Source organism: Nocardioides pini, assembly GCF_026712185.1.
Lineage (GTDB): Bacteria > Actinomycetota > Actinomycetes > Propionibacteriales > Nocardioidaceae > Nocardioides > Nocardioides pini.
This window is the reverse complement of the sequence record NZ_JAPPUX010000007.1, coordinates 63,426-74,747: the sequence shown is the minus strand read 5'-3', so window position 1 is coordinate 74,747 and position 11,322 is coordinate 63,426. Positions and strand designations below refer to the sequence as shown.

The window sequence follows — 11,322 nt, the reverse complement described above, 5'->3', positions numbered from 1 at the left end:
GGCGACGGCCTCATGGCTCCACCACGAGCTTCGGGTGGTCGAGCCCGGTGAGCTCCAGGACGCGGCGTACGACGGCGGGCACGCGCGCCAGCACGAGGTGGCCGCCCTCGGGCAGGGCGGCGGCGATCGCACTCAGGCGGGCGACCGTGCACGCATCGGCGAAAGTCACGCCGTGCAGGTCCAGCCGCAGCCGCGGCACGACGGCGGCCCTCGAGAGCACGAGACGGTGCAGGAGGTGCCGGTTGGACACGTCGACCTCGCCCCTGACCTGCACGCCCCAGGGCTCGTCGACCGGGAGGAAGGTGGCGATGGGGGCGACCTCGAGGTCGGGCGCGAGCCCGTCGTGCTCACGGGCCAGCGAGGCTCCCTCGCCCGCCCGCAGCCGGTGGGTGTCGTAGAGGCACACCGAGCTGACCCGGAGCTCGCGCTGGAGTCCGGTGGCCATCCGCTCCCAGGCCACCACCCGGTCGACGGAGCCGAGCAGCCCGGGGAGCTCGTCCATCCGGGCGGCGACACGCAGGCCGGGGAACCCGCGCTTGTGCGCCTCCTGCGCCGCGCGGCGGAACCCGTCGGCGACGGTGTCGAGGCGCTCGGGCCGCGACGAGCCGTAGGCGTCCTCGAACGAGGTGGTCAGGAGCTGTCCCGTGGCGAGGGCCTGGCTGGCGTCGAGGTGCTGGCTCAGGCTCACGACGAGGGCGTCGACCTGCTCCTCGGAGGCGACGTAGAGCAGCTGGTCGCCCGCGGCCAGGCCCTGCCCGACGAAGGTTGCGGCGACCCGCTCGAGCAGGGTCTGGTCGCGTTCGAGCGCGCACAGGTGCGTCCCCGGCTCGAGCGAGCCCAGGTCGGCGGAGGCGCGGTGTGCCCCGAGAATCATCCGTCCAATGTAGGACGGTCTCGTCCGGCCGCACCCGTAGTTTCCGCCGAATTTTTCCGGCCCGGACCACGGTCACCTGCGCAGCAGGAGCGCCGCGTCGCCGAACTCGTGCCAGAGGTAGCCCTCCGCGACCGCGGCGTCGTACGCCGCCTGCGTCAGGCGCGAGCCGGCGACCGCCTCGACGAGCAGGAGGTGCGAGGCCATCGGGTCGTGCCAGCCGGTGACGAGGCCGTCCACGACCCGCGGCGGAGCAGCCGGCGTGACGACCCGGTCGGTCCAGCCGCGGCCCGCGACGACGGACGACCCGCGCACGCTGGACTCGACGGCCCGCGTGGCCGTGGTGCCGACGGCGACGACGCGACCGCCGTTGGCCCGCGCCTGGTTGATCACCCGTGCGCTGGTCGGCGTCACCTCGAACCACTCGGGCCCGGGCGCCTCGCCCGCCTCCTGGGAGGACACGCCGGTGTGCAGCGTGACCGGCGCGAGCTGGACGCCGCCTGTGACGAGCCGGGTGACGAGCTCGTGCGTGAACGGGCGACCCGCCGACGCCATCTCGGCGCTGCCCGGTCGCGTGCCGAACACGGTCTGGTAGTCCTCGAGCGGGTAGCGGCGGTCGAGGTAGCCGTAGGCGATGGGGCGGCCGTTCCGGTCCAGCTGGCGGTCCAGGTCCCCGCGCACCGATGCGCGCCAGAGCCGGTTGCCGCTGCCCGTCGGGGACGACGCACCGCCCGGCCAGGGCGCGCGGAGGAGCAGGCGCACGTCGCCGACGAGGACCACCTCCCCGCTGCTCGCGGTCAGCAGTGCGCGGGCGGCATCGGGCGCGGTCCTCAGCTCGACGACGGCGTCGCCGTCGTCGAGGCGGTGCGCGACGTGGAGCACCACTGGGTCCCCGCCGAGCTCGGCGTCGACCTCGGCGGCGACGGTCGCCGAGGTGTTGACCACCAGCACGTCGCCCGCGCGCAGGTGGTCCGGCAGGTCGCGGAAGCGGCCGTGCGACATCCCGTCCGGCGTCGCGACCAGCAGGCGCACCTCGTCGCGGGCGAGTCCGCGGTCCTCGGCCGGGCGAGGGGCGAACGCCGACGCCTCGAAGCGCGTCCGCGGGGTCTCGTGGAGCAGCGTCATGAGCGGTCACCCCCGAGGTCCGCGGCCCGGTAGCGACCCGGCTCCGGCCGCGCCTCCACCAGCGCGAGGAGGTGAGGTACGACGGTCTCCGGCAGCGGCCGGTCCGAGATGTCCTCGCCCGGGAAGGCGTCCTGGTGCATCGCCGTCCGCATGTCGCCGGGGTCGACGGCGTACGCCCGCAGGCCGGTCTCGGCGGCGTAGGTCAGGGTCACGTGGTCGAGCGCGGCCTTGCTCGCGCCGTAGAGGCCCCACGTCTCGTAGTGCTGGACCGCCGCGTCCGAGCTGATCGACAGCAGGACGCCGTCCGCGTCGCGCAACCACGGCAGGAGGGCCGAGGTGAGCACCAGCGGGCCACCGACGTTGGTCCGCCAGACCTGCATCAGGTCCGCGACGTCGACCTCGCCGAGCGGGCGCATCGGCAGCGGGCCGAGCGTGCTGGCGTTGTGCACGAGCAGGTCGAGCCGGCCGTGGCGCTCCACCTCCGCCTGCAGGCGGTCGCGGTGGTCGGCGTCGGTCAGGTCGCCGACGACCACCGTCACCGTCCCAGGAAGCCCGGCCTCCTTGAACTTCTCCTCGCTCCGTCCGTCCGTGATCACCCGCCAGCCCCGCCGTGCCAGCTCTCTGCTCAGCGCGAGCCCCAGACCGGCCGATCCCCCGGTGACCAGCGCCACCCGTTCCGTCGTGTTCGTCGTCATGGCACCATGGTTCAAGTTGAAGTGAACTTGAGTTCAAGGGACGGAGCGAAGATGGATGGTCGCGACCTGCTGCCGATGGGCGAGATCTCGCGGCGCAGCGGCTTCGCCGCGTCGGCGATCCGCTACTACGAGGCCGAGGGGCTCATCGAGGCCCACCGGTCCGGCGGTGGCCAGCGGCGCTTCGAGCGCAGCGTGCTGCGGCGGCTCGCCTTCATCCGGGCGGCGTCCAACGTCGGCCTCACCATCGAGGAGATCCGCGACGAGCTCGGTCGGCTGCCCGGCAACCGCACCCCCACCAAGGCCGACTGGCAGCGCATCTCCCGCCACTGGGGACGTCGCCTCGACGAGCAGATCGCGGCGTTGCAGCGGCTCAAGAGCGGCCTCGACGGCTGCATCGGGTGTGGTTGCCTGAGCCTGCGGTCCTGCGCCTTCTCCAACCCCGACGACGTCCACGGCGAGCGCGGGTCCGGTGCCCGGCTGCTGCCGGACTCGCTCCGGCGGCCGCACCCCTCCCGTCGCTAGGCGAAGGAGCGGACGAGCGCGTCCATGGTCGCCGTCCGCTCCCGCCGGACCAGGATGCGCAGCACCGGCGCCCCGAGCGCCCGGATCCCGTTGGCCCGCAGCCGCGCGTCGTGGCGCACGAGCGTCTCCCGCTCCCCCACGGCCTCGAGCGTGTAGCCGGGCCAGCCCTCCATCTTCGTCCTCCCCGACGGGCCGCGGTCCCACCAGTGGTAGACGATCCGGCGCGGAGGGTCGAGCTCGGCGACGTCGCCGGGCAGGGTGCCCATCCGGGTGCGGTCCTCGTAGGTCGTGCCCACGGCCACCGGGCCGGGCGACGTCTGCCGCGTCCCCCGCAGGATGCTCGCGCGTCCGGGCACCCACGTGTTGTGTCCCTCGATGTCGGCGAGGCGGGCGAAGACCTCGCCGATCGGAGCCGCGACCGTGCGCTCGACCACGACCTCGACCTCGCCCATCCCGCCACTATCGACCTGCGGCGAGCACCGCTCAAGGCCGGTCCAGCCCGATCGAGGAGGATGCGCGGTGTGACCGACTACGCGATCCGCACCGACCTCGCCGACATGGACCTCGACCTCGTGCACGAGTGGCTCAGCACCGACGCGTACTGGTCCCTGGGCCGCAGCCGCGCCGCCGTCGGCACGGCGGCTGAGCACTCGCTCAACATCGGCGTCTTCACCGCCGACGGCCGGCAGGTGGCGTACGCCCGCGTGGTCACCGACCATGCGACCTTCGCCTGGCTGTGCGACGTGTACGTCGACCGCGACCACCGCGGCCGCGGGCTGGGGAAGCGGCTGGCGGCCGCAGTCGCGCAGCTGGTCGACGAGCTGGGCGTCGGGCGCACCCTGCTGAAGACGCGGGACGCGCACGAGGTCTACGCCGGCTCCGGCTTCGTGCCGGTGCCCGACCCGGCCGGCTGGATGATCAGGACTCCCCCGGTGTGAACAGCGTCAGCTGCATCCCGTCGGGGGCGGCGACGCGGGCGTTGCGGTCGCCCCAGGGGGTCTCGGCGGCAGGCGCGACCGCCGTGGCGCCGGCGGCCACCAGCGTCGTCGCGGCGGCGTCGGCGTCCGGCACCTGCAGCGCGAACCGCACCTTCCCCGACACCCGCCGGCCCACCTCGAGGTCGTCGACCATCGCGGCCTGCGCCTCGTCGAAGAGCTCGAGCGTGGCGCGGCCGGCGTCGAGCAGCAGCACCCGGCCCTGCTCGCTGCTCCAGTCGGCCACCTCGGGCAGGCCGAGCGCGTCACGGTAGAGGCGGACGGCAGCGTCGAAGTCGTCGACGGTCAGGGTGATCCGGAGCTCGTGCACGGCGATCTGGGCGTCGGTCATGGAGTCGATCGTGGAGCCTCAGGTGCACCTGAGGTCAAGACCCTGCCCGGTTCGATGCGGGACCGATGTGGAAGCTGCCGATGACGGTGACGCCGTCCTGCGCGTAGAGCGGGATGTCCCGGCCCTCCGAGTCGGGCGGCGGCTCCTCGTCCCGGTGCCGGTCGGAGGCCCGGACGAAGCCGCACCTGCCGTCGGTGCCGGCGGCGGCGACCAGGTCCGGCCCCGGGTCGTCCTCGTCGATGCCGGCACCCGAGCCGTAGGACATGCCGTTCTCGTTGACCGGGTAGGGCGGTGCCGTCGCGAGCCGGGGGCAGTCCTCGACGACCACCTCCTCCTCGCGGTGGGCGCTCGGGTCGATGGCGCGGACCATCGGCTGCGGCTGGTCGGGCGACGCCATGACGTGGTGCAGCTGCATGCCGCCGAGGAAGCCGACGAGGAGCGCGACCGCACCCGCCAGGACCCGTCTGCCCACCGCCACCCTCCTCCGGTACCCCCGTGGGACGCCGGGTCGCCCGGAGAAGTTGTCAGCCGACCGCGACCGGCGTGGGGCTGTCCTCGACGAGGCGGCGTACGACGTCCGCGCAGCCCCCGCAACCGGTCGTGGCCCGCGTCCGGTCGACGCACTCCCCCACCGACGCGCACGACCGCACCTGACCCGCGGTCACGCCGGCGCATGCACACACCTCTGCCTCGTCGGGCAGCGGCGCCGGGCCGGCCCCCGACTCGGGCAGCAGCAGCCGGCCGGGCTCGTCGGGGCCGAGCAGGGTGCCGCGGTCGTAGAGCTGGGTGATGAGCCCGACGCGCGACAGGTCACCGACGAGCGCCGCGGCGACGATCCGCCCCCCGCGCACGACGAGCCGGCGGTGCGAGCCGCTGATGGGGTTGGTCACCTCCACGACCTCACCCTCCGCGCGCTCGGGATCGCCGAGCACGGCGACGTCGAGGCCGGTGGCGCGCAGGCGCGCGACGCTGCGGCTGCCGTCGTACGACGCCTCCTCGCCGCGCAGCGCCCGGGCCAGCACCCCGGCCTGCTCCCACGCCGGAGGGACGAAGCCGGTCGTTCGGCGACGGTGCTCGGCGCAGTCGCCGATGGCGTGCACCCGGTCGTCGGTGACGCTGGTGAGGGTGTGGTCGACCACGACCCCGCGGCGGACCATCAGCCCCGCCCTCCGCGCGAGCGCGGTGGACGGGCGGCCGCCGGCGGTGAGGACGACGAGGTCGCTGGGCAGGACGTAGCCGTTGTCGAGCTGCAGCCCGTCGGGGGTCAGCCGGACCGCACGGGCACCGGTGTAGACCTCGGTCCCGAGCCGCCGCAGGTCGCGGGCGAGGACGCCTCCCGCGGCGGGGCCGACCTGGCGGGCGAGCAGGTGGTCGGCGCCCTCGACCACCTCGGTGGGCAGCCCCCGCACCGCCAGCGCCCGGGCGACCTGGAGGCCGAGCAGCCCGCCGCCGACGACGACGGCTCGGCTCGTCACGGGGCTCCCCGAGGCGGCCGCGTCCAGCCGACGGCAGTCGCCGAGGCTCCGGAAGGGGTGGACGCGCGGGTCGAGGGTGCCGTCGCGGCGCACGAGCCCGCGGATCGGCGGCAGGGTGGGGATCGACCCGCAGGCCAGGACGAGCCGGTCGAAGGCCACTCGCTCCCCGTCGACCAGCACGACCTCGCGGGCGTCCCGGTCGATCTCGAGCACGCGGGCTCCGAGCCGCAGGTCGATGCCGTGCCGGGCGTACCACCCCGCGGACCGCAGCGTCAGCGCGTCGGTCGGGTGGGTCCCCTCGAGCACGGCCGACAGCAGGATGCGGTTGTACGGCGGCACCGCCTCGTCGGCGAGCACCGTGACGGCGAACCGGTCGTCCGCGGCGAGGTGCTCGCACAGGCGGACGGCGGCCATCCCGCCGCCGACGACCACGACCCGCTCGGGCGCCTCGGTCATGCGGCCGGGTCTCGTGACGGTCGCTGCGCGACCTCCTCGACCGGCGAGAGCCGCGCCGCGCACACCTTGAACTCCGGCATCCGCGACGCCGGGTCGAGGGCGTCGTTGGTCAGCCGGTTGGCCCCCACCCAGTGGAACGGCACGAAGACCGTGTCGGGCCGGATCGTCGGCACCACCGACGCCCGGGCGGTCATCTCGCCGCGCCGGGTGGCGATGCGCACGGCCTCGCCCGTCGCGACCCCGAGCCGCGCCGCCAGGAAGGGGTGCAGCTCGACGAAGGGGCCGTCGTCGGGCAGCGACCGGACCCGCCGGGTCTGGGCTCCGGACTGGTACTGCGCCAGCACGCGTCCGGTGGTGAGGTGCACCGGGTAGTCCGCGCACGGCTGCTCGGCCGCCCCGCGGTGCTCGACGGCGTGCATCCTCGCCCGGCCGTCGGGGTGCGCGAAGGAGTCGGCGAAGAGCCGCTTGCCACCCCAGAAGACGCCCTGCTCGTCGCGGATCCGGTCGTAGGTGATGGACGAGTAGTCGGCGGGGCCGCCCGCCGACGCGCGGCCGAGCTCGGCGAAGACCTCCTCGGGGTCGGTCGGGAACGACGCCTGCGAGCCGAGCCGCTCGGCGAGTCCGGCGACCACCTCGAGGTCGGACCGGACTCCCGCCGGGGGCGTGATCGCGCGCTGCCGCAGGACCACCCGGCCCTCGAGGTTCGTCATCGTGCCGGTCTCCTCGGCCCACTGCGTCACCGGGAGCACGACGTCGGCGAGCGCGGCGGTCTCCGACATCACGACGTCGCACACCACCAGCAGGTCCAGCGCCTCCAGCCGCGCGGTCACGTGCGTGGCCCGCGGTGCGCTGACGACGATGTTGGAGCCCATGACCAGCAGCGCCGACGGACCGTCGGGCGTGCCGAGCGCGTCGAGCAGCTCGTAGGCCGACCGGCCGGGCCCGGGCAGCGTGTCGGGGTCGACTCCCCACACGCCGGCGACGTGCGCGCGGGCGGCGGGGTCGTCGATGCGCCGGTAGCCGGGCAGCTGGTCGGCCTTCTGCCCGTGCTCGCGACCACCCTGGCCGTTGCCCTGGCCCGTGAGGCAGCCGTAGCCGGCGCCGGGCCGGCCCACCATGCCCAGCGCGAGGGCGACGTTGATCCAGGCGAGCACGGTGTCCGAGCCGGTCGAGTGCTGCTCCGCGCCGCGGGCGGTGAGCACCATGACCTTGCGGCCGGACATCAGCGCCGCCAGCGCCCGCACCTCGTGCGCGTCGACACCGGTGACCCGCTCGACGCGCTCGGGCCACCAGGAGGCGACCGAGTCGCGCACCTCCTCCCAGCCCGTGGTGCGCTCGGCGAGGTACGACGCGTCGACCGCGCCGGCGGCGACGAGCAGGTGGAGCACCCCCAGCGCCAGGGCGAGGTCGGTGCCCGGCACCGGCTGGAGGTGCAGGTCCGCGCGGTCCGCGGTCGGCGTACGCCGCGGGTCGACGACGACGACCGTGCCGCCGCGCTCGCGCAGCCGGTCGAGGTGGCGCGCGGCCGGGGGCATCGTCTCGGCGAGGTTGGACCCGACGAGCACCAGCACGTCGGTCTCCTCCACGTCGGCCAGCGGGAACGGCAACCCGCGGTCGAGGCCGAAGGCGCGGATCGCGGCCGAGGCGGCCGAGCTCATGCACCAGCGGCCGTTGTAGTCGATCTGCGAGGTGCCGAGAGCGACCCGCGCGAGCTTGCCGAGGGCGTACGCCTTCTCGTTGGTGAGCCCGCCGCCGCCGAAGACGGCGACCGCGTCCGGCCCGCCTGCCGCCTGGGCGGCGCGGATCCCGGCGGCGACCCGGTCGAGCGCGTCGTCCCACGAGACGGCCGACCACTCGCCGGTCCCGCGGTCGCGGACCAGGGGCGAGGTGAGCCGTTCACGACCGCCGTACAGCCCGGCCGCGGCCCACCCCTTGCGGCACAGCGCCCCGCGGTTGACCGGGAACTCCTCCCACGCCGACACCTCCGGCGCACGACGTCCGGCCAGTCGCATCCCGCACTGCAGGGAGCAGTAGGGGCAGTGGGTCTCGGTCCGGGTCTCGGTTCGGGTCCCGCTCATCAGATCTCCGCGGTCGCGAGCCCGTGCGCGCGCACCGGCCGGCGAAGGTAGAGCGCCCACGTGAGCGCCGCGCAGCCGAGGTAGTAGGCGGTGAAGACCGTGAAGGCGGCGCGCGTCGCCGCCAGCGGGTCGCCCACCCACGGTGCGGCGAAGGCGAGCGGGACGAGGAACCCACCGAGGGCGCCGACCGCGCCGATCACGCCGAGCGCGGAGGACGACTGCCGGGTGGCCGAGACCAGCGCGGCCTCCCGCTCCGGCGTGCCCGGCGTGGTCGCGCGCTCCGCCGACGCCTTCCAGAGCGCGGGGATCATCTTGTAGACCGAGCCGTTGCCGATCCCGGTCGCGGCGAAGATGCAGAGGAAGAACCCGAGGAACAGCGGGAACCACGCGGTGTTCGCGGTCGCCACGGTGGGGTCGGCGCCCGGGTTGGGGGTCAGCTGGCCGACCGTCCACAGGACGCCGAGGGTGAAGACGACCATCGCGACGAAGGACGCCAGCGTGATCCGGGCGCCGCCCCAGCGGTCGGCCATCCACCCGCCGAAGGGGCGGGTCAGCGAGCCGACGCCGGCGCCGAGGAACGCGTAGAACGCGAAGTAGGTGCCGGTGCCGAGCGGGGCGGGCTCGGGCACCCAGAAGTTGAGCCGGATCAGCAGCGGCATCGCGGCGGAGTAGCCGATGAACGAGCCGAACGTCCCGATGTAGAGCAGCGACATCAGCCACGTCTGCCGCTGCCTGACGACCTGCATCTGCTCGCGCGGCGAGGACGTCACGGTGGCGAGGTTGTCCATCCAGAGCCACGCGGCGGCCGTCGCGAGCAGGGCGAGCCCCGCATAGGCGTACGCCGCCCGCTCGAGGTGGATGCCGCTGCCGGACGCCTGCACGAGGCCGAAGATGCCCGCCCCGCCGACCATGACGGGCAGCAGCAGCTGGATGAGCGAGACGCCGAGGTTGCCGCCGGCGGCGTTCAGCCCCAGCGCCGCGCCCTTCTTGTCGGAGGAGTAGAAGAAGTTGATGTTGGCCATCGACGAGGCGAAGTTGCCGCCGCCGACCCCCGCGGTGGCGGCGATCAGGCAGAAGGCCCAGTAGGGCGTCGTCGGGTGCTGGACGGCGTACGCGAACAGCAGCGTCGGCACCAGCAGCATCGCGCCGCTGGCGATTGTCCAGTTGCGCCCGCCGAACCTCGGCACCGCGAACGTGTACGGCAGCCGCAGCAGCGAGCCGACGAGGTTGGGCAGCGCGACCAGCAGGAACAGCTGCTGGGGGCTGAAGGCGAAGCCCTGGGCCAGCAGGAAGGCCGACGAGACGCTCCAGATCAGCCAGACCGAGAAGCCGACGTGCTCGGCGAAGATCGACCAGGCGAGGTTGCGCCGCGCGACCGCGCGCCCTCCTGCCTCCCAGAAGTCGGCGTCCTCCGGGCGCCAGTCCTCGATCCAGCGACGCGTGCGGCGGTTGTCCGTGGCGGGGGTGCTCATGCCGACGAGGGTCGGCTGCCGGTGTGTCGTGCGGCCTGCCGATCCGGTGGCGGAGCCGTCACATTCTCCTCACGGCCTCACGTCGTGCGGTCGATGCCCGCCAAGCCTTGATGGTTCCTTCCTTCCCGCCGGAGGGTGAAGGGTGCACAATCCGAGGGGGAAGCAGGGACGGACGTGGGACCGAGGGCTCGGCTCGGTGGTGGAGAGGGTTCTGCTCGATGACCGACCGAGTGCACGAGGTCGCGGCCTATGACGAGGCCGCCTCGCTCGTCGACCGCGTGGCCGCCTTCGTCGCGGACTCGCTGGAGGAAGGCGTTCCCGTCGTCACCGTCAGCCGCCCGGCCCACCGGCGCGCGGTGGACGCGCTCCTGGCGGCGCAGGCGGTCGACGTCGACCGCGCGCGCCGCGACGGCCGCCTGACCACGCTCGACGCCGACGAGACGATGGCGCGCCTCCTGGTCGACGGGCGCCCGGACCCGGACCTCTTCGCCGAGCTCGTCGCCTCACTGGTACCCGCCGACGGGCAAGAGGTGAGCGCGTTCGGCGAGATGGTCGCCATCCTGTGGGAGCAGGGCGAGGTCGCGGCCGCCCTCGAGCTGGAGTCGCTGTGGAACGCCGCGATCGCCGAGCACCCGGTCCGGTTGCTGTGCGCCTACCCCTCGTCCGTGCTCAGCGACGCCGAGCTCGGAGACGTGGCGCGGATGTGCGGCCTCCACGACCACGTCAGCCTGGCCGGACCGCACCCGGGGCCCGCCGGGGGCCGAGGGGACGACGACGTCGTCCGGTCGGGCGTGCACCTGCCCGTCCCCGCCGCGGTCGGGTCCGTGCGCGGCTTCGTGCGTGACGCCCTCGCCGGCTGGGGCCTCGACCACCTCGTCGGCGACGCCGTCCTCATCACCTCCGAGCTCGCGACGAACGCCGTCACCCACGGCGACTCGCCGTTCCGGGCGTCGCTCGTCCGCACTGAGGACGCCGTCAGGGTGTCGGTGGAGGACGGGTCCCACGCCAGGCCCGAGCTGCACCACGCCCTTCCCGGCGACCTCGACGGCCGCGGCATGGCCATCGTCGCGATGCTGTCGCGCCGCAACGGCTGCGACTCCACCGCAGCCGGCAAGGTCACCTGGGCCGAGCTCAGCGCCTGAGCCGACGCGGCGACCGTTCGTCGTACGACACCGACCGCTGGGCGACCGGCGACGCCCTCCGACCGACGGGGTGCCACGCACCCCTCCCGCGCGGCGCGTGACCGGTGCCACGGTGACGACGGTCACACCCGGTGGCCGCCCCACGCTCGGAAGGACCCGA

12 protein-coding genes are annotated in these 11,322 nt (G+C 74.4%); 3 read left to right on the top strand and 9 right to left on the bottom strand.

Annotated elements, in window-relative coordinates:
* Window positions 1-10: 10 nt before the first annotated feature.
* The 3 genes from NYO98_RS20835 to NYO98_RS20825 all read right to left on the bottom strand — a co-directional run bounded on the left by NYO98_RS20835 (window position 11) and on the right by NYO98_RS20825 (window position 2,691).
* Window positions 11-874 (bottom strand): MEDS domain-containing protein, encoded by an 864-nt coding sequence (locus tag NYO98_RS20835; RefSeq protein ID WP_268113804.1) that lies wholly within the window; start codon window positions 872-874, stop codon window positions 11-13.
* A gap of 72 nt (window positions 875-946) precedes the next feature.
* Window positions 947-1,996 (bottom strand): S-adenosylmethionine:tRNA ribosyltransferase-isomerase, encoded by a 1,050-nt coding sequence (locus NYO98_RS20830; protein WP_268113803.1) that lies wholly within the window; start codon window positions 1,994-1,996, stop codon window positions 947-949.
* Window positions 1,993-2,691 carry an SDR family NAD(P)-dependent oxidoreductase gene (locus tag NYO98_RS20825; protein WP_268113802.1) on the bottom strand — a complete coding sequence of 233 codons (699 nt, stop codon included), beginning with the start codon at window positions 2,689-2,691 and terminating at the stop codon, window positions 1,993-1,995. Before NYO98_RS20825 ends, NYO98_RS20830 begins: the two co-directional genes overlap by 4 nt.
* Before the next feature lie 51 nt (window positions 2,692-2,742).
* On the opposite strand from NYO98_RS20825, the gene soxR reads away from it, so the two are divergent.
* Window positions 2,743-3,213 carry a redox-sensitive transcriptional activator SoxR gene (gene soxR, locus NYO98_RS20820; RefSeq protein WP_268113801.1) on the top strand — a complete coding sequence of 157 codons (471 nt, stop codon included), beginning with the start codon at window positions 2,743-2,745 and terminating at the stop codon, window positions 3,211-3,213.
* Here the strand turns inward: soxR and NYO98_RS20815 are convergent.
* Entirely contained in the window at window positions 3,210-3,665 is a 456-nt protein-coding gene (locus NYO98_RS20815; RefSeq protein ID WP_268113800.1) for an SRPBCC family protein, read from the bottom strand. The genes soxR and NYO98_RS20815 overlap by 4 nt on opposite strands.
* A gap of 60 nt (window positions 3,666-3,725) precedes the next feature.
* Between NYO98_RS20815 and NYO98_RS20810 the strand changes: the two genes are divergently transcribed.
* A complete protein-coding gene (locus tag NYO98_RS20810) occupies window positions 3,726-4,151 on the top strand; it encodes a GNAT family N-acetyltransferase (RefSeq protein ID WP_407673963.1) in 426 nt (141 codons plus the stop codon).
* Here NYO98_RS20810 and NYO98_RS20805 read toward each other — a convergent pair.
* Genes NYO98_RS20805 through NYO98_RS20785 form a run of 5 tightly spaced genes read right to left on the bottom strand, consistent with a single transcriptional unit; the run spans window position 4,132 to window position 10,020 of the window.
* Complete coding sequence (locus NYO98_RS20805; protein ID WP_268113798.1) at window positions 4,132-4,539, bottom strand: VOC family protein; 408 nt, start codon at window positions 4,537-4,539, stop codon at window positions 4,132-4,134. The two genes, NYO98_RS20810 and NYO98_RS20805, sit on opposite strands and share 20 nt — an antisense overlap.
* A gap of 34 nt (window positions 4,540-4,573) precedes the next feature.
* Window positions 4,574-5,011 carry a hypothetical protein gene (locus tag NYO98_RS20800; RefSeq protein WP_268113797.1) on the bottom strand — a complete coding sequence of 146 codons (438 nt, stop codon included), beginning with the start codon at window positions 5,009-5,011 and terminating at the stop codon, window positions 4,574-4,576.
* Window positions 5,012-5,063: 52 nt separating this feature from the next.
* Window positions 5,064-6,470, bottom strand: coding sequence for an FAD-dependent oxidoreductase (locus tag NYO98_RS20795; protein ID WP_268113796.1), 1,407 nt, complete (start codon window positions 6,468-6,470; stop codon window positions 5,064-5,066).
* Entirely contained in the window at window positions 6,467-8,548 is a 2,082-nt protein-coding gene (locus NYO98_RS20790) for a molybdopterin oxidoreductase family protein (RefSeq protein WP_268113795.1), read from the bottom strand. Before NYO98_RS20790 ends, NYO98_RS20795 begins: the two co-directional genes overlap by 4 nt.
* Window positions 8,548-10,020 (bottom strand): MFS transporter, encoded by a 1,473-nt coding sequence (locus NYO98_RS20785; RefSeq protein WP_268113794.1) that lies wholly within the window; start codon window positions 10,018-10,020, stop codon window positions 8,548-8,550. Before NYO98_RS20785 ends, NYO98_RS20790 begins: the two co-directional genes overlap by 1 nt.
* A gap of 218 nt (window positions 10,021-10,238) precedes the next feature.
* On the opposite strand from NYO98_RS20785, the gene NYO98_RS20780 reads away from it, so the two are divergent.
* Window positions 10,239-11,162: an MEDS domain-containing protein gene (locus tag NYO98_RS20780; protein ID WP_268113792.1), complete on the top strand. Its 924-nt coding sequence runs from the start codon at window positions 10,239-10,241 to the stop codon at window positions 11,160-11,162.
* Window positions 11,163-11,322: the final 160 nt, after the last annotated feature.

Coding starts and splice junctions, on each gene's coding strand:
- NYO98_RS20835 (WP_268113804.1), bottom strand. CDS start 874: ATGATTCTCGGGGCACACCGCGCCTCCGCCGACCTGGGCTCGCTCGAG.
- NYO98_RS20815 (WP_268113800.1), bottom strand. CDS start 3,665: ATGGGCGAGGTCGAGGTCGTGGTCGAGCGCACGGTCGCGGCTCCGATC.
- NYO98_RS20805 (WP_268113798.1), bottom strand. CDS start 4,539: ATGACCGACGCCCAGATCGCCGTGCACGAGCTCCGGATCACCCTGACC.
- NYO98_RS20795 (WP_268113796.1), bottom strand. CDS start 6,470: ATGACCGAGGCGCCCGAGCGGGTCGTGGTCGTCGGCGGCGGGATGGCC.
- NYO98_RS20785 (WP_268113794.1), bottom strand. CDS start 10,020: ATGAGCACCCCCGCCACGGACAACCGCCGCACGCGTCGCTGGATCGAG.
- NYO98_RS20825 (WP_268113802.1), bottom strand. CDS start 2,691: ATGACGACGAACACGACGGAACGGGTGGCGCTGGTCACCGGGGGATCG.
- NYO98_RS20790 (WP_268113795.1), bottom strand. CDS start 8,548: ATGAGCGGGACCCGAACCGAGACCCGGACCGAGACCCACTGCCCCTAC.
- NYO98_RS20780 (WP_268113792.1), top strand. CDS start 10,239: ATGACCGACCGAGTGCACGAGGTCGCGGCCTATGACGAGGCCGCCTCG.
- soxR (WP_268113801.1), top strand. CDS start 2,743: ATGGATGGTCGCGACCTGCTGCCGATGGGCGAGATCTCGCGGCGCAGC.
- NYO98_RS20810 (WP_407673963.1), top strand. CDS start 3,726: ATGCGCGGTGTGACCGACTACGCGATCCGCACCGACCTCGCCGACATG.
- NYO98_RS20830 (WP_268113803.1), bottom strand. CDS start 1,996: ATGACGCTGCTCCACGAGACCCCGCGGACGCGCTTCGAGGCGTCGGCG.